Source organism: Microcoleus sp. Pol14D4, from assembly GCF_036701245.1.
Classification (GTDB): Bacteria; Cyanobacteriota; Cyanobacteriia; order Cyanobacteriales; family Microcoleaceae; genus Microcoleus.
Window position 1 is genome coordinate 1 of record NZ_JAUBQM010000020.1, and the last position, 23,027, is coordinate 23,027.

26 protein-coding genes and 1 pseudogene are annotated in these 23,027 nt (G+C 45.8%); 14 read left to right on the top strand and 13 right to left on the bottom strand.

Features of this window, described 5'->3' with window-relative positions; genetic code table 11:
* Nucleotides 1-559: 559 nt before the first annotated feature.
* Both QUA33_RS10105 and argB read right to left on the bottom strand, forming a co-directional pair.
* Nucleotides 560-730: a DUF4926 domain-containing protein gene (locus QUA33_RS10105; protein WP_333148544.1), complete on the bottom strand. Its 171-nt coding sequence runs from the start codon at nt 728-730 to the stop codon at nt 560-562.
* Between the two features lie 256 nt (nt 731-986).
* Nucleotides 987-1,898 carry an acetylglutamate kinase gene (gene argB / locus QUA33_RS10110; RefSeq protein WP_333034924.1) on the bottom strand — a complete coding sequence of 304 codons (912 nt, stop codon included), beginning with the start codon at nt 1,896-1,898 and terminating at the stop codon, nt 987-989.
* A 250-nt stretch (nt 1,899-2,148) separates the two neighbouring features.
* On the opposite strand from argB, the gene QUA33_RS10115 reads away from it, so the two are divergent.
* Nucleotides 2,149-2,940 carry an HAD family hydrolase gene (locus QUA33_RS10115; RefSeq protein ID WP_333098948.1) on the top strand — a complete coding sequence of 264 codons (792 nt, stop codon included), beginning with the start codon at nt 2,149-2,151 and terminating at the stop codon, nt 2,938-2,940.
* A 98-nt stretch (nt 2,941-3,038) separates the two neighbouring features.
* Here QUA33_RS10115 and mreD read toward each other — a convergent pair whose 3' ends face one another.
* The 3 genes from mreD to QUA33_RS10130 all read right to left on the bottom strand — a co-directional run bounded on the left by mreD (nt 3,039) and on the right by QUA33_RS10130 (nt 5,506).
* A complete protein-coding gene (mreD, locus tag QUA33_RS10120; protein WP_333070244.1) occupies nt 3,039-3,608 on the bottom strand; it encodes a rod shape-determining protein MreD in 570 nt (189 codons plus the stop codon).
* Nucleotides 3,605-4,411 carry a rod shape-determining protein MreC gene (gene mreC / locus QUA33_RS10125; protein ID WP_333148498.1) on the bottom strand — a complete coding sequence of 269 codons (807 nt, stop codon included), beginning with the start codon at nt 4,409-4,411 and terminating at the stop codon, nt 3,605-3,607. The genes mreD and mreC overlap by 4 nt, the downstream gene beginning before the upstream one ends.
* Before the next feature lie 87 nt (nt 4,412-4,498).
* The gene (locus tag QUA33_RS10130) at nt 4,499-5,506 is read right to left on the bottom strand and encodes a rod shape-determining protein (RefSeq protein WP_190738046.1); all 1,008 of its coding nucleotides are present in this window, start codon (nt 5,504-5,506) and stop codon (nt 4,499-4,501) included.
* Nucleotides 5,507-5,836: 330 nt separating this feature from the next.
* Between QUA33_RS10130 and QUA33_RS10135 the strand changes: the two genes are divergently transcribed.
* The 7 genes from QUA33_RS10135 (at nt 5,837) to QUA33_RS10165 (ending at nt 11,498) form a co-directional block, all read left to right on the top strand.
* On the top strand, nt 5,837-6,196 hold the full coding sequence (locus tag QUA33_RS10135; protein WP_333098950.1) for a single-stranded DNA-binding protein: 360 nt from the start codon (nt 5,837-5,839) through the stop codon (nt 6,194-6,196).
* 47 nt (nt 6,197-6,243) lie between these two features.
* A complete protein-coding gene (locus tag QUA33_RS10140; protein ID WP_333098952.1) occupies nt 6,244-6,765 on the top strand; it encodes a tetratricopeptide repeat protein in 522 nt (173 codons plus the stop codon).
* A gap of 203 nt (nt 6,766-6,968) precedes the next feature.
* Nucleotides 6,969-7,349: a hypothetical protein gene (locus QUA33_RS10145; protein ID WP_333148499.1), complete on the top strand. Its 381-nt coding sequence runs from the start codon at nt 6,969-6,971 to the stop codon at nt 7,347-7,349.
* 298 nt (nt 7,350-7,647) lie between these two features.
* Complete coding sequence (locus QUA33_RS10150) at nt 7,648-8,952, top strand: TldD/PmbA family protein (protein WP_333148500.1); 1,305 nt, start codon at nt 7,648-7,650, stop codon at nt 8,950-8,952.
* 242 nt (nt 8,953-9,194) lie between these two features.
* Nucleotides 9,195-10,019, top strand: a complete 825-nt coding sequence (locus QUA33_RS10155; protein WP_333095867.1) for a DUF3153 domain-containing protein — start codon at nt 9,195-9,197, stop codon at nt 10,017-10,019.
* Between the two features lie 200 nt (nt 10,020-10,219).
* Complete coding sequence (locus tag QUA33_RS10160; protein WP_333148501.1) at nt 10,220-10,609, top strand: lipopolysaccharide assembly protein LapA domain-containing protein; 390 nt, start codon at nt 10,220-10,222, stop codon at nt 10,607-10,609.
* A gap of 73 nt (nt 10,610-10,682) precedes the next feature.
* A complete protein-coding gene (locus QUA33_RS10165) occupies nt 10,683-11,498 on the top strand; it encodes a segregation/condensation protein A (RefSeq protein WP_333095865.1) in 816 nt (271 codons plus the stop codon).
* On the opposite strand, the gene QUA33_RS10170 is transcribed toward QUA33_RS10165, so the two are convergent.
* Nucleotides 11,468-11,683 (bottom strand): hypothetical protein, encoded by a 216-nt coding sequence (locus QUA33_RS10170; protein ID WP_333148502.1) that lies wholly within the window; start codon nt 11,681-11,683, stop codon nt 11,468-11,470. The genes QUA33_RS10165 and QUA33_RS10170 overlap by 31 nt on opposite strands.
* A gap of 259 nt (nt 11,684-11,942) precedes the next feature.
* Between QUA33_RS10170 and QUA33_RS10175 the strand changes: the two genes are divergently transcribed.
* Nucleotides 11,943-13,106: an NDP-sugar synthase gene (locus tag QUA33_RS10175; protein ID WP_333148503.1), complete on the top strand. Its 1,164-nt coding sequence runs from the start codon at nt 11,943-11,945 to the stop codon at nt 13,104-13,106.
* A gap of 115 nt (nt 13,107-13,221) precedes the next feature.
* Here QUA33_RS10175 and speA read toward each other — a convergent pair whose 3' ends face one another.
* The 3 genes from speA to QUA33_RS10190 all read right to left on the bottom strand — a co-directional run bounded on the left by speA (nt 13,222) and on the right by QUA33_RS10190 (nt 17,432).
* Nucleotides 13,222-15,231: a biosynthetic arginine decarboxylase gene (speA, locus tag QUA33_RS10180; RefSeq protein ID WP_333148504.1), complete on the bottom strand. Its 2,010-nt coding sequence runs from the start codon at nt 15,229-15,231 to the stop codon at nt 13,222-13,224.
* A 303-nt stretch (nt 15,232-15,534) separates the two neighbouring features.
* Nucleotides 15,535-16,683, bottom strand: a complete 1,149-nt coding sequence (locus QUA33_RS10185) for a helix-turn-helix domain-containing protein (protein ID WP_333148505.1) — start codon at nt 16,681-16,683, stop codon at nt 15,535-15,537.
* A gap of 158 nt (nt 16,684-16,841) precedes the next feature.
* Complete coding sequence (locus tag QUA33_RS10190; protein WP_333070262.1) at nt 16,842-17,432, bottom strand: DUF3611 family protein; 591 nt, start codon at nt 17,430-17,432, stop codon at nt 16,842-16,844.
* Between the two features lie 167 nt (nt 17,433-17,599).
* On the opposite strand from QUA33_RS10190, the gene QUA33_RS10195 reads away from it, so the two are divergent.
* The 5 genes and pseudogenes from QUA33_RS10195 (at nt 17,600) to QUA33_RS10215 (ending at nt 19,942) form a co-directional block, all read left to right on the top strand.
* A complete protein-coding gene (locus tag QUA33_RS10195; protein WP_172186391.1) occupies nt 17,600-17,770 on the top strand; it encodes a hypothetical protein in 171 nt (56 codons plus the stop codon).
* Between the two features lie 354 nt (nt 17,771-18,124).
* Nucleotides 18,125-18,418: a hypothetical protein gene (locus tag QUA33_RS10200; protein ID WP_333070263.1), complete on the top strand. Its 294-nt coding sequence runs from the start codon at nt 18,125-18,127 to the stop codon at nt 18,416-18,418.
* Nucleotides 18,419-18,521: 103 nt separating this feature from the next.
* Nucleotides 18,522-18,950 carry a heavy metal-responsive transcriptional regulator gene (locus QUA33_RS10205; protein WP_333148506.1) on the top strand — a complete coding sequence of 143 codons (429 nt, stop codon included), beginning with the start codon at nt 18,522-18,524 and terminating at the stop codon, nt 18,948-18,950.
* A gap of 509 nt (nt 18,951-19,459) precedes the next feature.
* Nucleotides 19,460-19,725: pseudogene (locus QUA33_RS10210) on the top strand (DUF6972 family protein).
* A complete protein-coding gene (locus QUA33_RS10215; RefSeq protein WP_332953703.1) occupies nt 19,673-19,942 on the top strand; it encodes a hypothetical protein in 270 nt (89 codons plus the stop codon). Before QUA33_RS10210 ends, QUA33_RS10215 begins: the two are co-directional and overlap by 53 nt.
* 259 nt (nt 19,943-20,201) lie before the next feature.
* Here QUA33_RS10215 and QUA33_RS10220 read toward each other — a convergent pair whose 3' ends face one another.
* From QUA33_RS10220 to QUA33_RS10235, 4 genes are all read right to left on the bottom strand, one after another.
* Nucleotides 20,202-20,324 (bottom strand): type II toxin-antitoxin system HicA family toxin, encoded by a 123-nt coding sequence (locus QUA33_RS10220; protein WP_333148508.1) that lies wholly within the window; start codon nt 20,322-20,324, stop codon nt 20,202-20,204.
* Nucleotides 20,317-20,529, bottom strand: a complete 213-nt coding sequence (locus QUA33_RS10225) for a type II toxin-antitoxin system HicB family antitoxin (RefSeq protein ID WP_333148509.1) — start codon at nt 20,527-20,529, stop codon at nt 20,317-20,319. The genes QUA33_RS10220 and QUA33_RS10225 overlap by 8 nt, the downstream gene beginning before the upstream one ends.
* 208 nt (nt 20,530-20,737) lie before the next feature.
* Entirely contained in the window at nt 20,738-21,475 is a 738-nt protein-coding gene (locus QUA33_RS10230) for a hypothetical protein (RefSeq protein WP_333148510.1), read from the bottom strand.
* Between the two features lie 176 nt (nt 21,476-21,651).
* The gene (locus QUA33_RS10235; protein ID WP_333148511.1) at nt 21,652-22,947 is read right to left on the bottom strand and encodes a hypothetical protein; all 1,296 of its coding nucleotides are present in this window, start codon (nt 22,945-22,947) and stop codon (nt 21,652-21,654) included.
* Between the last annotated feature and the right edge of the window lie 80 nt (nt 22,948-23,027).

The following is a 23,027-nucleotide window of genomic DNA, read 5'->3' on the forward strand; positions in this document are numbered from 1 at the left end:
GCTGCCTATCTTTTTTTACCACAAGTTGGCTCAATCCTTACTAACTATGGGTTTGGGGCGGGTTGTCACCCCCCCAGGAAAATTCTATAATCTCAAGGTCAAAGTGTATGGAACCATTCTGAGGGTTGTTGCTGCGAGCCTCTTGACCCCATACCGCCCGGTCATATTGCCCTAGCCGTTGAAGCGACGGATATGGCACTTGTAGACTGGGATATCGAAGAAATTGGGGAAAAGGCAGGTTTTGATATTCAGTACAAAACACGGGAGTGAATGACTCGAAAGATTCATCTTTAACTTGTGTAACTCAGGCAAGTCGGCATTTATGAGAATTTGTCAAAGCTCGATCGCGATTTGGAAGTTTTGATTGCAGCCGACATCCCCTGTCATTTAAAATACTGACTTCGCACGATGACATCGATGTGAAGCCTGTCACCCAATACCTCAAAGCAGTTTCCTAATGTTTTGGGTGTAGCGCAATTGTTCTTTTTCCTAAAGTACGCGCGTGCAAAGCTATCCCGTAGCGAATCGCCATTATCTAACTTCTATCCCCCTCGCTTTACTAAGCAACTGCCAGTTCATATTGCAGAACTAAAATTTCATCAGCTTTCAACATAGCCATAGCATATTCACTCCCTTGACTATCAGCAAACTCCACTAAATACTGACATTCCTTTCCCGTCTCATACACCTCAACAATAGTTCCCACAAGTCCAACTGGTAAACTAGAAATAGATGCGTATTCTAGTTACACTAGCGCTAATCGCGTATTTGAAATCGGCTTAAGAATCGCAACAGAATCCAAAACTCTAAAGTGTTCGATCGTAGTTTAAGAAAAGCTGAAATCCAACAACGGTTAGAATTAGTTGAAGTAAGTTCCCAGAAGTACCTTCGCAATGTTTTTAGGGGCAGGTTTAGTTAGGATATACGCAATCGCAGCGAGTTTACCCATTTCACGCACCCGCCCTCCCCAGGCTAGGATTTACCCATTACTTAGGCCTTAAGTTCGCGCTGCTAAACTCAGAAGCCACAATCATCGACCCAATCCCCGCATCCGTAAATATTTCTTGCAGCAAAGCATGAGGAATGCGACCGTCAATAATGTGAGCACCCTTCACACCCTGAGCCAAACTCCGCACACAACAATTAACTTTCGGAATCATCCCCCCAGAGACAACTCCAGACTCAACCAACTCTCTTGCTTCTTGAATATCTAACTTAGCAATCAGACTATCCGGCTTGTGATAATCCTCTAAAATTCCCGCAGTATCAGTCATCAAAATCAACTTTTCCGCTCCCAAACCAGCCGCAATTTCCCCAGCTACCGTGTCAGCATTAATGTTGTAAGATTGACCGTTTTCATCGGCTGCCACGCTCGACACCACCGGAATATAACCGCTGTTCACCAAAGACTCCAAAATCTGGATTTTCACGCCGCTGACTTCACCAACAAATCCAATTCCTTCCCGGCCATCTGGACGAGCTTGAATCAGATTGGCATCCTTGCCACACAATCCCACTGCTTTGCCACCAGCTTGGTTGATTAACGAAACAATTTCCTTATTTACTTTCCCCACCAAAACCATTTCTACAACTTCCATTGTCGCCGCATCAGTCACTCTCAAACCATCCTTAAATTGCGGCTCAATTCCCAATTTTTCCAGCCAAATATTAATTTCCGGGCCGCCGCCGTGAACCACAACCGGACGCATCCCCACGCAAGCTAGCAGCACAATATCCCGAACCACCTTGTCTTTGAGATTGCTATCTTTCATCGCCGCACCGCCATATTTGACCACTATGGTGCGACCGGCAAAGTGTTGAATGTAAGGCAGTGCTTCGGACAGCACCTCTACTCGATTAGTGTCCGAATTCCTAACAAAATCGCTTTGTTTGAGCATGGGTAAATTACAAAAGACTAAAAACTTAATTCTAAACTTTAATGGCTAAAGCACATATTAACAGCCACAAAAATCACTTTTTCCCTGAATTTTATCGACGCGCAGGCTTGCTCGATCGCCTTTCTTGAGTCCCATCCTCAAAAGATTAATAGGTTTTTTTAATGAAATCATTAATTTTTTTGTATTATAACTTATACATTTTTTGCTACAGTCGAGAAATGTATAACTCCCTTGATTTACTTAACGTTTTATGTTAACTGCTGTCGCCCAAGACTCCGAAAACCTTCAGTACAAGCTACCATCCGAGGCTGACTCGTCCCCCCGGATGACGGTATTTTGCGATTTAGACGGGCCCATAGTCGATGTGTCCGATCGCTACTATGCCACCTATCAACAGGGATTGACCGACACTCAAGCAGCTTATCTTACTAGGGGAATCAACCTCAACCTTCAAATCCTCAGCAAACAGCAGTTTTGGCAAATGAAACAAAACCGAGTACCCGATGCTGAAATCGCTAAAAGTTCCGGCTTGTCGGGAGAAGAAATTCACGTTTTTCTCGGATGCGTCAGTCAGATTGTCAATCAGCCAGACTTGTTGCACTTAGATCGCATCCAGCCGGGAGTACAATGGGCGATCGGACTCCTGCACTCCCGCGGCGTGCGGCTGATTTTAGTCACCCTGCGGCCGAGAAATCAAGCCGTTCAACTGTTACAAAATTACGGTTTAGCCAGACTGTTTACCAGCATTCGCGGAACTCAGATGGCGGATGCCGCCTATCACAACTATACAGCCTTAAAAACTGAACTGTTGGCTGAAGTTGCAGAAGAATTTGAGTCATCGCTGGGTTCGGCTTGGATGATCGGAGATACAGAAGCAGACATCCTCGCAGGCAAAGCATTGGGAATAACTACAATTGCCGTTACCTGCGGAATTCGCAGCCGATATCAACTGCAAAAGCACCAGCCTAATTTCATTCTCAGCGATTTGATTATTGCCGTTCATCACTTATTAGGTTCGGGCCAACAAGTAATAGTAGAATGAGTACAGTTAACAGTAATTAGTGAACAGTTAACTGTTGACTGTTCACTGTTGACTAAGGACTGAGGACTAATGACCAATGGCTGATAACTAATCGCTGACTAAGGTTTTTCTACATTCTTGGTCATTTCCCACAAGCGATTGAGAGGAAAATAAATCACCGGAGCCCACAGACTGCTAAGAATAGCAGAACACAAAGCCACTCGCTGGTGATAGCTCCAAATTTCCAGTAAAGCCCGATCGCCCATAGAAAAAAATTGCAGCCCCATCACCGTTTCCGCTACCACCGCCATCCCAAATACAATTAACGCGATCGGGATCGGATCTCTCTCAACAATATCTACCGGAATCGACCAGGTTTTCTGCAAAACAACTGTTAAGACTCCTACAACAACTAGACTGACAGCATGGGTGGGATGAGGAGCCGTCATCGCATCTTGAAGGAACCCCAAAACCAAGCCCATGCTAGCAGCTCCCCAAACTGTACGTTTCCGCTTAATACTCCAAGCTACCAACCAAATTAACAGCCAGTTCGGTCCAATTCCCAGCAATTCCATTCCCGGCATCCGAGTGGGCAATATCAGTATGCAAAGCATCACCGATAGAAATGTAACTGCGAAGTTGAGAAATTGGCGCGATCGCGGCGAAGACATCCGAGATAAAGCTTTCATTGTTGCTGTGCTCCCTCAGATGGTGCAAAAGATTGACTCTGCGAATCCTTTGGTTCGACTTGCTTAGAGTGGGGGTAAACCACCGCCCACTCCAGAGCATTCATCGGTGCAGAGAACTCAACCACAGCTTCTGGAGCCGGAGTTTTATTCATATCCACCGAAACCACTTTTCCCACCGGCAAACCAGGAGGGAACAACTGACTGTAAGAAGAAGTTGAAACCGCATCCCCAGGCTTGACATTGGGAACATTCTCAAAAAACTCCATCACAGCCTGATTTCCGCCTTTCCCGCGCATAAAACCCATGTGGCGACTGCGGGTAATTCCCACACCCAATTGACTCGTAGCGTCGCTGACTAACAGCACCAAGCTAGTATTAGGAGTAACGCTGACAACCCTGCCTACTAAACCGCCGGGGCCCATCACAGTAAAATCTGTTTTAATGCCATCGTTACTGCCGCGCCCCAAGGTTACTTGCTGCCACCAGTGGTCTGCGCTGCGACCGACAATAGGAGCTACAATCCCTGCTGGTTTCTTAGCCGAAACGTAACCTAAAAGCTCTTTTAGCTTCTGATTTTGATTTTCTAATTCTAATAGCTGCGCTTGCAATTCTTGAGTTCGCGCCGAGATGAGTTCCTCTTGCCCAGAGCCGTTGGCATGAAACGGACGAGTCACCCAATTGTAAACTTCAAATACAGCAGCACCTTGTGTTTGTCGAACTCCCCAAGCGGCAGTTACAGCTAAACCTAAAAGAGCAATTTGCAGCCGCAGATCCCACCACTTTCGGAATGTATTTTTTAGCATAATTTCAGTAATCTAAAATTGTTATGTCAGGATTTTAGATTTGAGATTGCAGCCGTATTTCTAAATCCACAATCCCAAATTTGTTAACTACATATTGCGCGACGACTGCCCGCTGAAAACCCGTTCCAACTGTTTGTTTTCTAATACCCTACCAGTTCCCAAAACCACGCATGACAGCGGATCTGCTGCCACGTGAGTGACAATTCCTGTTTCGTGACTGATCAGAGTATCTAAACCTTTCATCAGCGCGCCACCACCAGCCAGCATAATTCCCCTGTCAATAATATCTGCTGCTAATTCAGGAGGGGTGCGTTCCAAAGTACGCTTGACAGCTTCCACAATTACTGAAAGCGGTTCCGACATACTTTCGCGAATTTCTGGGCCTTTGATAGTAACAGTTCGCGGCAGACCCGACAGTAAGTGCAAACCCCGCACTTCCATCATTACATCGTCATCCTCTGGAGTTGGATATGCAGAACCCACCTGAATTTTAATTTCTTCAGCAGTGCGTTCGCCGATGACCAAATTGTGAACTTTTTTCATGTATTGGACGATCGCCTCATTGAGTTCATCGCCGGCTACCCGCACAGACTCACTGATCACCGTACCTTGCAAACTCAAAACCGCAACTTCCGTCGTACCTCCGCCTATATCTATAATCATATTGCCAGTCGCCTCAGCAACAGGCAGTCCAGCCCCGATCGCCGCAGCGATGGGTTCATCAATTAACCGTACTTCTCTAGCACCGGCCTGAGTCGCCGCCTCAATGACAGCACGCCTCTCGACTCCGGTGACACCACTGGGGATGCCAATAATTATCCGCGGCGAAACTAAGCTTCGGCCTTCGTGAACTCTGCGGATAAAAGTCTTAAGCATCAGTTCTGCCGTATCGAAGTCTGCAATTACCCCGTCGCGAAGCGGGCGCAGTGCTATGACATTTCCTGGCGTGCGGCCGAGCATTTTTTTTGCTTCTTCTCCAACAGCCAGCGGTATTTTTAAATCTTGGTCGATCGCTACTACAGAAGGTTCCTGCAGAACAATACCTTTGCCCGATACATAAACGAGCGTGTTAGCAGTACCGAGGTCGATACCCATATCTCTAGATAACGAAAATCGATTGAGAAGACCCACTGATTCGTACCCCCCCCAAAAACTAAAATACTATTGTGTGCAATAATGTTGTTACAAAAGTGTAACCGAGGTGGATTCTATTACGTTTTTCATCCTGAGTCTAGTCAGAAATGTACATTGTCGAGCTCAGGTTGAGCGCAGACTTGCCAATCATCCACCATCAATATGTTCTGCTAACTGGGTGTACAATCAGGATGAAGCCTCACAAGCGTTGTTCCAAGTTCAGTTTGGAGGCTAATGCGCGTGTGGACTGTTTAACTACATCACCGATCGACCACATTCCCAAAAAAGTTTATGAGTCTTAATGTTGTGACTTTAGTAGGCCGCGTCGGCGGCGACCCGGACGTGAAGTATTTTGAGTCGGGTACAGTTAAGTGTAGTTTGACGCTGGCAGTGAATCGCAGAACGAAGAACAGCGATCAACCAGACTGGTTCAATCTGGAAATCTGGGGCAAAACAGCGCAGATTGCGGCTGACTACGTTCGCAAAGGCTCTCTAATTGGCGTAACAGGCTCTTTGAAGTTCGATCGCTGGCAAGACCGCAATACAGGTTCAAATCGCTCGAAGCCGGTAATTAAGGTAGACCATTTAGACTTGCTGGGTTCCAAACGCGACAACGAGTCGGGTATGCCGCAACACAACAGCGAATTCTAGCGTTTGGGGAATTTGGGAATTAATATTTGTGAATTGGGTGGGTGCTCGTGACTTCAGAAAAGTTAGAAATTGTTCAAACTGAGTATCAAGCTGGGCAAGTAGCTTTTGAGAGTGGCCGATATGCTCAAGCTGTGCAGAGTTTAGAAACAGCTACCGGTTTAGTCGATCGAAATTCGCGGTTGGGCGGTGAAGTGCAGATGTGGCTAGTGACAGCCTACGAAGCCTCTGGCAATACAGAAAGGGCGATCGAGCTTTGCCGTGCGCTCACCCGCCATCCCCGCCAAGAAACCCGCCAACAAGCAAAGCGCTTGCTGTTCATTCTCGAAGCTCCCAAACTCACTATCCCTCCTGAATGGATGGTGAAAATTCCTGATTTGGCGGCTTTAGATGAAAATCAATCAATCAGTTTTCAAGCTAATCCGAACCCTGATATCAAGTACGCTAAACCCAAGCCAGTCGTACCAGAGCCGATAGATTTGAGTCAGGTTAATACGAAAGATAATAGGTTTATCTGGGTGGCGTTAATTGCGATCGGGCTAATTTTAGGTGGCTTATTTATTAGTTATTAATCATTTTTTCATTCGCACAAACTCTATCTCTAGGGTGCGCCGAGGCTTACCTAACCCCTACTGAGAGAAGTTAAGCAATGCCTTTTAGTAACTATAAAAGTAGCAGCGCGGTCGCGAAATAATTCAAAATTAGTTGCCTATAGGATAATTTTATTCTCGAAACATAATTTGCAGTCAGCGAAGTTTTTCAGAATGAATTAGAATTGATTTTCAATGACGGAGTATTTTACCACTCGGAAATCGCCATTGGTGAAAATATCATTTATCCTGTATTAAAAGAAGTTTGGGAAAATTATCGAATTAATTTTCTCCTCTGGAGTGACCAAACCTTAGTCTATAATGAGAATCTGTTAGGAATTCCAGATTATATATTGGCGAACCGCTCCCCCCTCGGCACAGTAGTTTTTCACAAGCCCTATTTCATATTAGTTGAAGCCAAGAAAGAGAGCGCATTTGATGAAGTATGGGGGCAGTATTTGGCAGAAATGATCGCCGTGCAGCGACTTAACAATGAACCCGAACAAACTTTATTTGGTATTGTTTCTAATGGGGCAATGTGGCAGTTTGGCAAGCTCAAATTATAAATATTTACTCAACAAATAAATTTTTCTATACAATTCAGGACTTAGAGCGACTGTTTGCAGCCGTTAACTATGTTTTTAAATAGTGTGAATTACAATTACAGGCAAAGGAAGTTCGGCAACGGATTATTTAACGGATGTAACGGATGTAGCTGAGGTTAGGAAGAATGAATAAGGAAGGCACCACCAGTAGTTTTGACACGGATACACCGATTAATTATCGAGCAAGAGGCAGGAGTCAGATGTTGAATAGCGATAATTGCTAAAATAAAAAAAAGACCAAACCAGAAAGGCGATTATTGTGAGCGATTCAACCATAGAACAGATTTTGAAATTGGCATCTCAACGCGCGGATGCCGCTGAAGTATACTACCTGTCGAGTCAAGACACTCCCATAGAATTTGAAAACAATCGCCTCAAATCCCTGCAAACTAAAGCACTGCAAGGCGTAGCACTCCGGCTGATTTCGCACGGCAAAATCGGTTTTGCCAGTTCCACAGATTTAACGCGGATAGACGATTTAGTAGATGCAGCGATTCAAACAGCCGAAATCGGCGACCCCGCAGAATTTGAACTCGCCTCCAACTTCCACCTAAAAGGCCCGGAAACCACCTACACTCCGCCCACAACTCAAGAATTAGTCGAAAACGGCAAAAACCTCATCGAGCAAGTTCACGCCTACAATCCCGATATTATGGTAGATGTCGGCTTCCACGTCCGCAGCGGCCGCGTGAAAATTGCCACCACGCAAGATTTGTATGCCGAAAGAAGCAGCCAAATAGTCAGCGGCTCGATCGCGGGAAATTTGGTAAAGGGAGAAGATTTTATGCAAGCATACAGTTACGACGTTGCGCGCGATCGTCCCCTCGACACCAACAGCATCCTCGAATCACTCCTCGAAAAATACCGCCTCGCCGAACATTCAGCCACCATCACCAGCGGTTCCTACCCAGTATTATTTACCCCCAGAGGCGCTGCTAGCACCCTCGGCGGCTTGTTTGATACCATCCTTTCAGGTCAAGCAGTAGTTCAAAAAGCCTCTCCCCTAGCCGACAAAATCGGCGAAACCTTATTTGACGAACGCTTTACCTTTTTTGAAGACCCCACTTTAGGTCCTTCTGCTTGTCCCTTTGACGACGAAGGTACACCCACCACCCGCAAAGTCTTGATAGACAAAGGTACTGTCACCGGATTTTATTGGGATCGCAGGTGGGCCGCTCGCGCCGGTGTACAATCAACCGGCAACGGTTTTCGTGGCGGACTGTCTCGCCCAGGCCCTGATTTGACTAACTTTTGCATTTCCCCAGGAAATACCGCCACTCAAGACTTGATTGCTAGCATGGACGAAGGTCTAATAGTAGAGCAGGTTTTAGGTGCCGGTCAGTCCAATCAGTTAGCTGGCGAATTTTCTGTCAATTTGGACTTAGGCTATAAAGTAGAAAAAGGCAAAATTGTCGGCCGCGTCAAGAATACAATGGTGGCAGGCAGCATTTTTGAAGCCTTTAAAAATTTGGCAGATTTGAGCAGCGAAGCCGAATGGGTAGGCGGTGCGGCATATTTGCCGAGTATGCTGTTTCAACAGTTGGGTGTAGCTTCCAGGCAATAAGTTCAGTGCGGTTAATTCCAGGTAAAGCCGACACTGCTGCTAGAAAAATGTTAGCACTCACGTCAAAAAAACCCGGTTTCTGCCACAAAGCATCTGTGAAATCGCCCTTCGGCAGCCCCTAAACTGGGTTTTTGGTATGCAGTTCGCAAGTCCAGACGTGGAAATAAAAACACATAAATACTGCCGATAATTCAACGCTTTGCTAATTCATGCAAATAGGGAAAAACAGGAAAAAAGGTACAATGAAAGAGCAAAATTTCAAGGATGGAACTCGGAAGAAGAAAAAGCACTTTTTCTTTCTTTTACCTTTGGTTTTTTGCCTTTTAACTCTAGTGAGTGGATGCGTTCAGTACGATGTCGGAGTGAACTTTGAGAGTCAAACTCGTGGCGAAATCGTACAGCACATAAAACTGGGGGAAAGGTTGACGAGTTTCAGCACCGAAACTGTTGCAGAATGGTTGAAAAGCGTAGAACGCCGGGTGAGGTTGCTGGACGGAAAAACTAAACGGCTTTCGCCCACAGAAGTTCTAGTGAGGATTCCTTTCAATAATGGAGCCGAGTTGCAAGACAAGTTCAACCAATTTTACAATCCCGTCGCACCAACCACCAAAAATCGGGTCGCAAGTCCGCTAGAAACAGATTTGCCGAAGTTTGAATCTCACCTGAATATCAAGCAGAATAATTTGTTATTGGTGCTGCGAAATCGGTTGAGTTTGGAATTGGATTTGCGCTCTCTTTCACTGCTTTCTTCTAATGGCAGTCTGCTGCTGAGCCCGGGGGGACTTTTGGAGCTAGACTTTAGCTTGAACACGCCTTGGGGCGCCGAAAGTATTGAAACTGTCGCCGGTGCGCTGGTTCCCGAAAGCTATCAGCAAGGAAAACAGTTAGTTTGGAAGCTCAAACCCGGAGAAGTTAACTATTTGGAGGCGATATTCTGGATTCCCAGTCCCGTAGGAATTGGGGCGCTGATTATTGCCTTATTTGTGGCGGCGGGGATTGCTTTGAAATATCAAATATTGCCAGCGCTGGGAATCGGCAACAAATCGCAAAACATCGGCCAAACCTAAAAAGTATATGTCCTAGAGGGGCGGGTGAACCAATCTCTTCAATCAACTCTCAGAGCTGCAATAAACCCGCCAATCCTCGGATATTATGGTTAATTTAGCAGATTTGATATTATCAAAAAAGCTGGGATAATCTGCCCAAAAACAGTTGACAAATGAGAAACAATTTGCTTAACCTGAATTGAGAATTAGGAACAGAGAAAATGCGATCGCTAAATTTCTTCTTCATCTTTCTGATTTGCTTGGCTCTAGTATTATTCAGTATCGAAAATACACAGCCAGTCGCGATTCAAGTTATCAAAGGCGTCCAAGTTAAAGCTCCGCTTTGCGTAGAACTAATTGTAGCGACCGGATTAGGGGCAACACTAGCCTGGCTGTTCAGTCTGTGGTCGAGAATGCAGCGAACCCTCGCGTTGCGCCAAGAGATTCGCCAAGTTCGCGAAAAAGAGCAGCGGATTCAGGAATTAGAACAAAACCTTGAACGCTATAAAGCTGAAGTAGAAGCCAAACAACCTTTGTTAGAAAGTGCAGAACCGATAAGTTTAGAAATAGCAGCCATTGAGGGCACAACTGCTGAAATGACCGCCAATTAACTTGATATGCTCTCTCGTTTTCTCAGAGGCAAAATCTAAAATCTAAAATCTAAAATCTAAAATCTAAAATCGAATGGCCGTTTCCCGAGACCAAGATGGTTTAGAAACGATTTCCGAGGGGATCGCAATTTTAATTGACCTCGCAGAACGGGGAGAAATCGATCCTTGGGACGTTAAGGTAATTGAAGTTTTCGATCGATGTTTGAGCAAGCTTACGAACGCCTGCGATGGCGATGCAAGTAAGGATTTTTCTGATTTGTCCCACTCCGGCCAAGCGTTTTTGTACGCTTCCATGCTGGTTTTGCTCAAAGCAGAAAGTATCGTCCTCTCAGAACCCCCCGCGAATCCAGAGTCTGCCGAGGAGGCGACACTCGAAGACGCAGAGCACTCAGGAGGGCGACACTTGCCCCAGCATTTGGAGCGGCAATTGCGCCGTCGAGGTGTAGCTCAACTACCGCAAAAACGCCCGGTGACTCTCCCAGAACTGATTGAGCAGTTGCAGCTCATGAAAGCCGCCATGGAGCAGACAGTTACCCCCCGGCGTCGCCCTACCTCAAAAATGCGATCGCAAGCAGCTCAGGCTATCTTTGAGCTAGCTCACCAAGAAAATCTCGTAGAAACTGCTAGCGAACTCGAACGGTTTCTGGCTCAGCGGGGCTCGGAAATTGACGAGGGTTGGCTGGACTTGGACAAATTGTTGGACCTCTGGCATCATAACGATTTGCACTCTCCTGTCAACCCAGAACTCCCGGTATCGACTGGGGAAGTTCACTTGCCAAATCATGACCGTGTGGGTATTTTTTGGGCACTGTTGCTGCTGTCGGCTCAGTCTAAAGTAGAGTTGCTTCAAGAGGAGTTTTACCAAGACCTTAAAATCCGCGCGCTTTGAGCTTGCAGGGTATTAGTTTCTCGGGCGAAACTAATAACTGTGCCGCTGCGTCGGTTAAAATTCCAGACAGAACCTCGCTCGCCGCCATTCTGCTGCTGAGTCTCGAATGCGGACAGCGGGAGTGCGAAGTTTTTGCTGATTCCCGATTCCTGGTTTTTTAAATCAAGCAAATAGGGAAGAGTCATTGATAGCCTGGTACGATGTCGCCTATAAATAGGTCAGTCGATTTTAGATTTTAGATTTTAGATTTTAGATTTACTTTTGCATTGAATCTGAGAGCTTGAACTAGCGTCTAAAATTTTGAAATCGACCCGGACGCTCGCGTCGGAAACTTGTACCCGTTTTTGGGCGGAGTCAGGATTTTGCTGCGATCGATGCGATCGCAACCGCTAGCATCTAATTGTTCAGTTGATATCAGTTAACAGAGGGTTGAGGAAGTTAATAATGAAAGCGATGATTCTGGCGGCCGGTAAAGGCACTCGCGTCCGTCCCATTACTCAGACAATACCCAAACCGATGATTCCCATCCTGCAAAAGCCAGTGATGGAGTTTTTGGTTGAATTGCTCCGCCAGCACGGATTTGACCAGATTATGGTCAATGTTTCCCACCTGGCAGACGTGATTGAAAACTACTTCCGCGACGGTCAAAAGTTTGGGGTACAAATTGCCTATTCTTTTGAAGGGCGAATTGAGGAGGGAGAAATGATTGGAGAGGCTCTCGGTTCGGCTGGCGGCATGAAACGAATTCAGGATTTCTCGCCGTTTTTTGACGATACTTTTGTGGTGCTGTGCGGCGACGCTTTGATTGACTTGGACTTGACTGCTGCTGTGAAGTGGCACCGGGAAAAAGGGGCGATCGCTACTATTGTTATGAAATCGGTTCCCCGCGAGGAGGTTCCCAGTTACGGAGTGGTAGTAACAGACGAGTCTGGCAAAATTAAAGATTTCCAAGAAAAACCTTCTGTAGAGGAAGCTCTGAGTACCGACATTAACACTGGTATTTATATTTTTGAACCGGAAATATTCAAATACATCCCTTCGGGCCAGGAATACGATATCGGTTCGGAGTTATTTCCCAAGCTAGTAGCAGAAGGCGCGCCTTTTTACGGGATTAGCATGGACTTTGAGTGGGTGGATATCGGCAAAGTTCCTGACTATTGGCGGGCAATTCAGAGCGTGCTGCTGGGACAAGTTAAAAATGTTTCGATTCCCGGAATTGAAGTGCGCCCCGGTGTTTACGCGGGTTTGAATGTAGCTGTCAACTGGGATAAGGTTGATATTACTGGGCCTGTTTACATTGGCGGGATGACGATCATTGAGGATGGAGCGAAAATTGTCGGGCCGACAATGATTGGCCCAAATTGCTGGCTTTGCAGTGGCGCGACTGTGGAAAACAGCGTGATTTTTGAGTATTCCCGTTTGGGCCCGGAGGTGCGGTTGGTTGATAAACTGGTGTTCGGGCGCTACTGCGTTGATAAAACCGGGGCGGCGATCGATTTGCAAGCGGCGGCTCTCGATTGGCTGATTACTGACGCTCGCCAAGTTTTACCGACTCAACACGGAGAAGAGCGGCGGGCGATATCTGAAATTCTCGGTCATGGTGCATAATTGCTAATTGGGAATTGCTAATTAATCAAGGTAAGGTGCGCAGTGCGCACCCTACTTTTACATTTATGAGCTCAGCTTTCAATTCTGGTAATGTGCGTAGATTGCACCCTACATTTTAAGACTGAAGATAAGTATATTGGCTGAGACTCCGCTCGTAATTTTGCAGCAAAAGTTGGGCCTCGGAAAGAGTAATTTTATTTTGCTGCAAAGCTGCTTCTGTCTGACGGCGGATGCTTTCAACCAAATTTTCTGAATCGTACTGTACGTAGCTGAGGACTTCTTTCATAGTGTCTCCTTTCACAACGTGTTCGATATGATAGCCAGAAGGTGTTAGCTGAATGTGAACTGCATTAGCATCGCCGAATAAGTTGTGAAGGTTGCCCATAATTTCTTGATAAGCACCTCCCAAAAATAGCGCCAAATAGTAAGGCTCTCCAGGTTTGAGAGTATGCAGTTCCAAAACTGACTTCACATCTCGCAAATCAATAAATTGGTCGATTTTGCCGTCGCTGTCGCAGGTAAGATCGGCTAAAATACCCCGTTGAGTTGGTTCTTCGTCGAGTCGGTTAATTGGCATAATTGGGAACAATTGGTTAATTGCCCAACTGTCCGGTACTGACTGGAAAACAGATAAGTTGATGTAATAAATAGACGCCATCACTTTTTCTAAGTCTTCCAAATCATCCGATACATATTCTTTTAGCCGCGCGATCTTCTGTATTTTATCGCAGCAAGCCCAGTACAACTGTTCGGTTTTCGCCCGTTCCGCAATTCCCAAATAGCCTAAATTAAATAAACTGACTGCTTCTTCCTTAAATTGGATAGCATCGTGATAAACTTCTTGGTAATTTTCGGGACTGATAGATTGGTAAATTTCGTAGAGATTGCGCGGAATTTGGTGCGCGTTTTCATCTACTGGTTCTGGTACTTCTCTGGGGACATCGCTAGTACCGAGTACGTCAAAAACTAACACTGATTGGTGAGAAGCGATCGCCCGCCCGCTTTCGCTAATGATAATGGGAACCGGGATTTTGCGCTCGTCGCACGCATCTTTCACTCCCGCTACTACGTCGTTAGCGTAGTTTTGCATATTGTAGTTTTTGGAAGCGTGGAAGTTTGTTTTAGATCCGTCGTAGTCAACGCCGAGTCCACCGCCTACGTCCAAGTAGTTCATATTAGCTCCCAATTTAGCTAATTCTACATAAATGTGGCTGGCTTCTCGAATGGCGTCTTTGATGACACTAATTGAGGAAATTTGAGATCCGATGTGAAAGTGCAGTAACTGCAAACAATCGAGCATTCCAGCTTTTTCTAGTTCGCCGACTGCACGGATAATTTCAGGAATTGTCAAGCCAAATTTTGCCCGATCGCCCGTGGAACCGCCCCAGCGGCCAACCCCTTTGGTAGTGAGTTTTGCTCGCACTCCCAAAATCGGTTTAATTCCTAATGCTTTGCTCGCGGCGATTGCGAGTTCTACTTCCTCTATTTGCTCCAGCACAATTACGGAAGTTTGCCCTAGCCGCTGCGCCAAAATAGCAGTTTCGATGTATTCGCGGTCTTTGTAACCGTTACAAATTAACAAAGCGCCTGGAGTTTTTAATGTCGCCAAAGCTATCATTAATTCCGGTTTAGATCCGGCTTCCAGTCCGAAGTGATGGGGTTGACCGAAACGCACCAAATCTTGAATTAATTGTCGGTGCTGGTTGCATTTAACTGGAAACACACCGCGATAGACATTTTTGTAATTGTACCGAGCGATCGCTCTGGCAAAACAAGAATTTAAGCGCTCGATCCGGTCTTCCAAAATATCAGAAAATCGAATCAGCAGGGGCAAAGCCAAATTCCGCTGTTTCAGGGATTCTACCAGTTCGCACAAGTCGAGGGAACCGCCGCGATCGCCCTTGGGAGAAACTGTAACGTGCCCGGCTGCATTGATCGAAAAATACGGTTCGCCCCAACCTTGAATGCGGTAGAGTTTCTCACTATCTTCTATTGTCCAAGATTTTTGTGGCAGTTGAGCCGCCGTTACCAAAGCACTGTCGGGTGCTGCCAAACTCGTGACTGTTGGCGAGTGAGTCGATAGCGGATCGAGATCGGAGAAAGCAGCGGTGGCTGGGGAACTCATCTTATCGGAAACCTCTTTGAGGAGTGGTCAAATAGATAGTTTATCGCACATATCGGGTTTCCTGATGCAGTTGAAAATTCACTTTGGGTACACGACCCGGCGATTTGAGATTTTAGATTTGAGATTTTAGAATTGACTCCACAGATGGATGAAGGTGGGGGATGGAACTAAAATCTCAACCGTAATTGCTTTCCAAGACTTATTTCTTCAAAGAAGTATCCGTATGTAGGTGAATTCGGAAACCAGCTTTCCGAGTTCACCTGGACCAAGAGAGTGGTCGGACGATCGCTCGCCCGACACACACTAACCAAAAATCACCTCCGGCGGCGCCATGTCAGCCCCCATCATCAATCCCCCGTTGCTAGACTTCTTCAAGCCCGGTTGAGGTGCTTTTTCTGGGGTCTTCTGAGCCGGTGCAACTGAGGCTGGCGGTGTTACCTGCGTTGGAGGTACTGCCTGTGCTCCTGGCACCACGGGTTGCTGCGACAGCCAACCCAAGCCCCCTACAGCCCCAGCCATCAAAGCGGTGTAGCCGATGTACAAATGCACCGGACGCATTTGAAAGCCTTCGCTTGAGTCGGAATCGGAAACAGACACATACATACTGGGAATTGGGCTCGGATCGGGTTTGGGCAAAGCATTCGCCATAGCGCTGCCGTCTAGTCCCAAGGCGTCGCCGAGTCTGCGGATAAAACCTCTAACGTAAATATCTTGGGGCAGTTTGTCGATTTCCCCATTTTCGATCGATTCGATGTGGTGCAGCGGCACGAGAGTTTGACTGTGGAGTTGCTGCATGGATAGGGAGCGAATTTGCCGTCCCTTACGCAATTCTCCACCCAACTCCCGCAGGCACTCTTCTCGCTTTTGAACGGCTAAAGCTGCTTCTTCTTCCTTGGTGAGTTTTTTCGGCTTTTTGGGAAAACCGAACCCTGGGAAGGATTTTCCGGGGACGGTGACAGTTGCAGGTGGAGCCGACTCGACTTTAATTTCGTCTTGGGGCGCTTGTTTGCTGTCTTCAGAAGTGTCAGTGTCTCGATCGGAATTTTCAGTGTCGGACTCGGTTTGGGGGGGCGCTTCCACACTAGCGCTGCGCCAATAGAAGACAGGAACACCTACTGGTGACTCCAATGCTTGAATTTCTGTCACCGTCTCAATGGCGGGACTTACAGCAGTAACACTCTCTTGGGGTAGTTGCGGTTCAATTTTGTTTTGTTTGGGAAATCGATCGAATGCGAGCTTGACGGCTTCTCTGCTAACTGCTCTAATTAAAATTTCGGCAGCGGAGGCGGCTTCGCCCAACATTGTTTGCAGGCTAGCTAGAGCGTGGCTATAGGTGTCGCTACAGAGGAGTTCAGTTTCTATTTGACCTAGGACAGAACGAAAACTTTCTTGAGAAATTTCAATAGTTGGGTGATCTGTCACCCCAAAATAAGCCTCGGGTTTCAGTGCCATGATATTCATGTTGTCTTGGTAGAAGGTATCTGAGTACGTTCTTCGACAGGTTGGCAGTGATTCCGGATGTCGGTTGGGGGAGAGTGGGAGAGTGAGGAAGAGTGAGGGAGAGTGAGAGAGTGGGAGTGGGAGAGTCGCAATTCCCACTTACCAATTGTCTATTGTTTGTGGATGCGATCGAGCAAAAAAAGAGCCCCGAAAATCCCGACAAAATGGGCAACAGTGGCGTGAGTATTGGCGAGTACGACAAATATATCTAGGGGCTGAATAAATCGGCCCAAATCAACTGCGGCACCGAACAAGGCTTGCGGCTGAGCTAGAGATTTGGCTAAAAGCGTGCCGCTGATGGCTTCTGCGCCGATGAGCGTCAGTACCATTCCCGATAAGTTGCTCCAAAGTGCCAGCCGTACTTCTTTGATGGTGTCTGCTTTTTTGGGGCGGACAGCGTTAGCGGGCGATCGCAGTTGTCTTGACAAGCGGGTGAAGCGGAAAGAGCGATATACGCTGTAAGCGAGTACGGCTAGCCCGCAAATGGCAAAAAATACGCCGCCGCCGGTGCCGGCACTGGTTGAACCCGCAGCGGCGCTAGCCCTGGGGAGGGCGAAGGGGATGGCAAAGAGCAAAATGATCGCCGCTACCACCCCTAGCACTACCTGTACCCAGAAGCAAACCCAGCCTGTTGTACGAAGGGCAAAGGCTACTCGCTGTACCGCGACAGGAAGCTTATCGTTATCTAACTGATTAGTCATATTTTGAGCGGGTATAATTAATTGGCATTAGTTGGCAGCAGTTTTTTCTCTTCGGGGACGGTTGACGGCGGTTAAGCCTCTTTATAATAGAAGTAGCAATGTTTAAGATTTGTAACTAACATTGGATTTCACATTTGAATAGCGTCGATCGCCAGGTACCCAAAGCAATGACACAACTACAACCCACCGTCACTCCCAAACTGGAACAGCCAAAGTTTGGCTTCAATAGCTACGCGGAACGCCTTAACGGTCGAGCCGCGATGATCGGTTTTTCTCTAACTTTAATTATCGAGTATGTCACAGGCCAGGGCTTGCTGTCCTGGTTAGGTCTCAACTAATTTTAGCAATGGCGCGGTCAGCGTTACACTTTGTCTTGACTCGAACGGCAGCGGGTGTGACTTCTGCTGACCGCGACAAATTCGGGAATTGATTAAAATATTAATTACAAACAAGCCCAGCGACTTCTCTGTCGAGAGAGATCTGTTCCCGAATGCAATAGCTGGCTTTTGGAGGTGTATATGGGGTGGAATTTTGATTTGACTAGCTTGGCAATTTTGCCTCGCTCCCGTACAATTCCCCACAGGCGAGAAGATTAATGTAGGTGAAGCTAGTCTTTGAGCTAGAAATCCCGATCGTTCCGCCAACTCTAAGTTTTAGAGCTTGTAAATAAATATAGAACAGAGTAAAACCAAATGAATGCTTCGTGGACGCGACTTTTGAGGTCAGCTTACCGTAGAGAACCAATTACCAGTTTTGTTGTGACAGTGGGCGTTGTCGATGCAGCCATCGGCAGCATCGGTGCGAGTGGCTCTTTATTGGCTTTTGGGCTTGGCACCGCTGGGGTGGCGATGGCTCTCCGCTGGTGGCAAATTTACCGCTCTGGAGCCGAACAACCCGCACCTGCTCCCGAATACTATCTTCCTCCTCAGTCTTCTAGACCTCAGTTGCCCGTGCTTAATGTGTCTAAAAAAAATCCTCCTTATTAAGATTACTGGGCAATGGTGACTGGGCGATGTGCCGATCGACTCCCTGGATCTGAGGCACTAAAAGATAGGGCAAGAAAGTCTTTCGATCTTGGATGCTTGGTGTATGAATATTTCTGTTGCCGAGAAACTGTACAAAATTGGCTCTGTAGCTGCCTGTAGTGGTTTGTCGGTGAAAACTGTTCGTTACTATGAGGAGATGGGCTTGCTGTCTCCTGCGGTAAAGCGATCGCCCGCTGGTTATCGCTTGTTTGGCGAAATGGTATTCAACAGATTGGCGTTTATTAAACGCTCTCAGGCTCTGGGTTTGAGCCTTCATGAGATTAAGGATATTTTACAAGTGCGCGATCGGGGAGAATTGCCTTGCTCTGAAGCGAAGCAGCATCTAACGGCTAAGGTAGAGGAAATTTCCGTGCAAATTGCAGCCTTAGAAACTTTGAAGGGGGAGTTGCAAGGCATTCTCAACTGCTGGCAAGAGCAACCCTCGCAGGCGAGCATTACTCGCACGATTTGTCCGAACATTCAGCGGGATTGAGCAGCGGAAAGATACAAAAAAAGGGAAGGAATTATCGGTTTCCTTCCCTTGATGGTTTGGTTGGTGGTTTTGTCGATCGTGTTGAGCTTTTAACTGTTTTCGCAGAGTTTGCTGTTGCTTTTTGAGTTGCCGAGCTCTGGCTGAGCCGCCTTTACCTTTGGAGTTTCTACCCTCGCTGCGGGGAGACTCCCAACTTTTTAGTCTCATGTTTTTCATTGTATGCACTACTTCTATACTACACCGCTAGATTTTCACTGTCAAGTATTTTTTAGAGCGATATTTCCTAGTATCAACTGTTGAGTGATTGGGATTTGCTAAAGGCATAGCGATGGTGCGCCCATTGTCTGCGGCTGGTTACGCCTACGCGCTTTTTGACAATTTGGGATGTAAGGGCGATCGCATGATTTAATCATACTTGTATGCTCAGTAATTAATTAATGAGTGGAATTAATCGCCAAATCACCCTTGACAGCAGGCAGATTGCTAAACACTTGCCAGACACGCCACAAATGAGAAGACTGCTTAATAAAGGACGTGCTGCTCATATTTTTAACGATGAGGCTACTATGAATCAGGTAGCTCAAGCCATAATAGAAGATGGAGAATTTCCAGGTACGATTCGGGGCTACGATGTTATGGTAAGTTTTTTGCTGAATCAATTGGTTATAGAGTTGACCCGGATGGTAGCCGTCTTTTACTTGACTGCGGAGAGATAAAAGTTGATGCAGAAAACCGATACCACGTTACGCCTCGAAGCCGATTTAGTGAAGAATAACTGGGAATTTACAGAGGTATGGATCGATCCAAATCTTTCACCGCCTTATCTGCTTTTGTTACTAAGTGACGCTGAGGGAAATTGTCGGATATACGATCCGGCTGAGGGTTATAAAGTTGTGTTTTCTAGTCAGAGTTATGATGAGGCCCAGTATTGGCTTTTAGAGGATGAGTATGAACCTGTAGAAGGGCGGCTGAGTGTGTCGGAGTTAGCTTGAATAATTCATGTAGGGGCGATTCTCTAGGGGATAGCTGCGCTTCACGCACTTTTTGACAAGTTGGGATTTAAGGGCGATCGTTATTTCATTACGATCGCGATCGACCCCTACAAGCTACAAAAACTCATCTACTGGGAAACCCGGTTATTCTCACTTATAAATTAGCTATAAACTCATCAGGTGTGACCTTTGCTTGCTTTAGAACACCGCTGAGAGTACCAATTTTTAACTCGCGGTGGAGTGGCACAACGCAAACAATTTATCCGTCTGGAAGATGCTTTTTAAGGACAACGTGGCTACCCGTTTGTCTGGCTTGATAAAAGTCTAAACGCTCTAGTACGCGAATTACTTCTAGGCTTGATATTCTGGGCAACCTAGGCATAGCTAACCTCTATGCTAGTTACAAACCTGGGAGTGATTTCGTCGGGTAAAGGACACTCTTCGAGATAGAGCCTTGTAGCTTCTTTGAGATTGGCGATCGCTTGTTCTATGGTTTCGCCTTGGTCAATTGTGCCGACTTCTGGACATTCGGCAATGTACATATCTTCTTCTTTGTAAATGATGACTGTGAAGCTTTTAGTTTTCATTATATTTTTGCTTTCAGCATCAGAGGTTGCTTAGTTTCTATTTCCTAGTTTATCTTGGATGTAATTTTTTTGCAAGTACAGGGGAAGAGGCGCGATCGCGCTTTTTGACAAGTTGGGACGTAAGGGCGATCGCACTTTTTGACAAGTTGGGATTTAAGGGCGATCGCGCTTTTGTAATAACTAGGATATCAGAATCTAGGGAGCGAGCTTATATCTCTGGTAAGTTCAAACTTAATTGGTAATCTTGATCTAGGTTAGAAGGTAAGCCTATTTTAGAAAAGAACTCATTAGAGAAGTTTAGAGAAGATTCCACAGCCCACTTAGCGCAACCATATCCCAGACACCGGTGCGGGAAGAAAAGGCTTCCTTCTTGTGTCATTGGGTTAAGCTTTTTGATTTTCTTCTCTAACTTTTGCCTTAATTTTTCATTAACCGTCTTATTATAACTTTCTCCAGTTCCAACCCACTCAGGTTTATAGTGGATTAAGGCATTCCGTAGGTAAATGAGTGAAGCAGCAGATTGATAAGGTTCTGCTCCTCTATTAAAGCTTTCTGATTTCACTATACAGAGAGCCTTTTCGTATTTTTCTATAAGTCCTAACTCTCGTTCATTATGCCACGTTTCTTTCATTTTTTGGGCAACATCAGGACTCCATTCATTAGAACGGGAAATATCTTCTACATCCGTAAACACTTCGTTGATTGTAGCCTCAAGATAGCAGACCGCAGTGATTATGGAACCTATGACATACGATCTATGTTCATCAAGCAACTCTGACGAAGGTTGGCTGTCATCATACTCATCTTCTTTTTTATAACTTAACTTTGCAAAGTGAGCTGCTGCTTTAATATGGCTAAATGATAATTGATGACTAACTTCAATAGAACTAATGTCCATGTTAGAGTTATCTGTGTAAATGGTGGCGCTTAGAGGATAGTCAGTCATAGATATTTTATGAGTAGTATTAAGTATAGATTATTACCTAAATACAAAATCTTGTCAAGCCATATAAAGTCATATTTAGTAGGCTGTTTACATCCCAGCTAGGTCATAAAAAGTCCCATTTAGTTGGTTGCTACTAAAAAAGCTATATACCAAATTAATTTTAGCTTTTTCTTGGTTTATTTATCTGTACTGTCTAAACGTTTTTGGAGAGGAACTTTATCAATTACATTCTGGAATTGAGGACAATATACTTTTATAGCCGCTCCTTGTATCTGTACTTCTACCACAAATAAATCTAGATTTTCTCGCTCACTCATAGTTCCGTTTTCTATAGATTTCATATGTCTCTCAAGTTGTCTATCGTTGTAGGCACGGAATAATTCTTCTTCACTAATACCTTTTGATAAGTCACTGCAATACTCTAGACCATATTGTTTTGCTCTCTCGAAGGTATATACTTCAAACATTTTTTTGTATCCTTCTTGTTGGGACTTTTTCGGGTAGCTATCAAAGGAAGCATATACTTCTCTTTGAAACTTCGCATCTTTATTCAAAAATATCCCACTAACTATTACCAGCGCTATAAATATAATAGCGATGGTCATCGTTTTTTTGTTTTTTATAATGTACTTGTTGTCTTTGATAAAAACTAAACTGTGTTCATACACTTTACTGATTATTGGATGACTAAGCAATGTTGTTTGGAGAAAGTTTAAAGCTGACTGAGCTAGTTGTTTTGGCGTATTTTTGTCTGGAATTGTCGCTTGAAAACCTGAAGCTTGATTATTCACGCTTAATTTCGCTGGACTTGATGTCAACTGTACTTGCGCTATCTCAAACTCTCGATTCCAAGCCGGAAAATCCTCACCCGCCTGCTGCCCGTAAACTTTCACAGAAGCGATCGCCCCCGCCTTCAAATTCGTCAACTCCCTGCGGACAATCCTGATAGAAGCCTCCTCATCAGGAACCCGATCGCCCTCCAGCATCACTTGCAAACAACCGTCTTGCAAACTCGCAGTCGCACTAATCCCCTTATTCTGTAACGGAAGATTTAACAGACTGGCGATCGCCTCCACATCCCCAAGCTTAGCCCGTTCCTTCAAACTAAGCTGATTTGACTCCGTATTATCACTAGAACTTGCCCGCCCCTGTGTTACATTCGCAACAGGAAAATTTTGTCCCGCCGCTTCAAACTCTTGACTCCACGCCGGCACCTTTGCGCCCGTCTGTCGCCCGTAAACCTTGACTTTCTCAATCGATGCAGCCCCCAAACCAGCGATCGACTTACTCACCCACGGGGCCAAGACTTGCTGACTAGGCGCTTCTGTCGCTTCCAGCATCACCTGTAAACAACCATCCTTAAGGGAAGCTGCGGCGGTGATGCCCTTGGCTTGTAGCTGGCGGTTCAGCAGAAGCGCGATCGCTTTTGCATCTCCCTGTTTCGCGAGTTCCAAAATATTCGGTTGTGTCATAACAGGTAGATACAACTAGCGCTTAGCATAACCTTTTGTTGTTTTAAGTATAAATTTTTTCCTAAATACCAAATCTTGTC

Coding starts and splice junctions, on each gene's coding strand:
- argB (WP_333034924.1), bottom strand. CDS start 1,898: ATGCTCAAACAAAGCGATTTTGTTAGGAATTCGGACACTAATCGAGTA.
- QUA33_RS10230 (WP_333148510.1), bottom strand. CDS start 21,475: ATGACTGACTATCCTCTAAGCGCCACCATTTACACAGATAACTCTAAC.
- mreC (WP_333148498.1), bottom strand. CDS start 4,411: ATGCTAAAAAATACATTCCGAAAGTGGTGGGATCTGCGGCTGCAAATT.
- QUA33_RS10205 (WP_333148506.1), top strand. CDS start 18,522: ATGAATATTTCTGTTGCCGAGAAACTGTACAAAATTGGCTCTGTAGCT.
- QUA33_RS10160 (WP_333148501.1), top strand. CDS start 10,220: ATGCGATCGCTAAATTTCTTCTTCATCTTTCTGATTTGCTTGGCTCTA.
- QUA33_RS10225 (WP_333148509.1), bottom strand. CDS start 20,529: ATGAAAACTAAAAGCTTCACAGTCATCATTTACAAAGAAGAAGATATG.
- QUA33_RS10170 (WP_333148502.1), bottom strand. CDS start 11,683: ATGACTCTTCCCTATTTGCTTGATTTAAAAAACCAGGAATCGGGAATC.
- QUA33_RS10235 (WP_333148511.1), bottom strand. CDS start 22,947: ATGACACAACCGAATATTTTGGAACTCGCGAAACAGGGAGATGCAAAA.
- QUA33_RS10190 (WP_333070262.1), bottom strand. CDS start 17,432: ATGACTAATCAGTTAGATAACGATAAGCTTCCTGTCGCGGTACAGCGA.
- QUA33_RS10165 (WP_333095865.1), top strand. CDS start 10,683: ATGGCCGTTTCCCGAGACCAAGATGGTTTAGAAACGATTTCCGAGGGG.
- QUA33_RS10155 (WP_333095867.1), top strand. CDS start 9,195: ATGAAAGAGCAAAATTTCAAGGATGGAACTCGGAAGAAGAAAAAGCAC.
- QUA33_RS10195 (WP_172186391.1), top strand. CDS start 17,600: ATGACACAACTACAACCCACCGTCACTCCCAAACTGGAACAGCCAAAG.
- speA (WP_333148504.1), bottom strand. CDS start 15,231: ATGAGTTCCCCAGCCACCGCTGCTTTCTCCGATCTCGATCCGCTATCG.
- QUA33_RS10135 (WP_333098950.1), top strand. CDS start 5,837: ATGAGTCTTAATGTTGTGACTTTAGTAGGCCGCGTCGGCGGCGACCCG.
- QUA33_RS10220 (WP_333148508.1), bottom strand. CDS start 20,324: ATGCCTAGGTTGCCCAGAATATCAAGCCTAGAAGTAATTCGCGTACTA.
- QUA33_RS10185 (WP_333148505.1), bottom strand. CDS start 16,683: ATGGCACTGAAACCCGAGGCTTATTTTGGGGTGACAGATCACCCAACT.
- QUA33_RS10215 (WP_332953703.1), top strand. CDS start 19,673: ATGCAGAAAACCGATACCACGTTACGCCTCGAAGCCGATTTAGTGAAG.
- QUA33_RS10200 (WP_333070263.1), top strand. CDS start 18,125: ATGAATGCTTCGTGGACGCGACTTTTGAGGTCAGCTTACCGTAGAGAA.
- mreD (WP_333070244.1), bottom strand. CDS start 3,608: ATGAAAGCTTTATCTCGGATGTCTTCGCCGCGATCGCGCCAATTTCTC.
- QUA33_RS10175 (WP_333148503.1), top strand. CDS start 11,943: ATGAAAGCGATGATTCTGGCGGCCGGTAAAGGCACTCGCGTCCGTCCC.
- QUA33_RS10115 (WP_333098948.1), top strand. CDS start 2,149: ATGTTAACTGCTGTCGCCCAAGACTCCGAAAACCTTCAGTACAAGCTA.
- QUA33_RS10130 (WP_190738046.1), bottom strand. CDS start 5,506: ATGGGTATCGACCTCGGTACTGCTAACACGCTCGTTTATGTATCGGGC.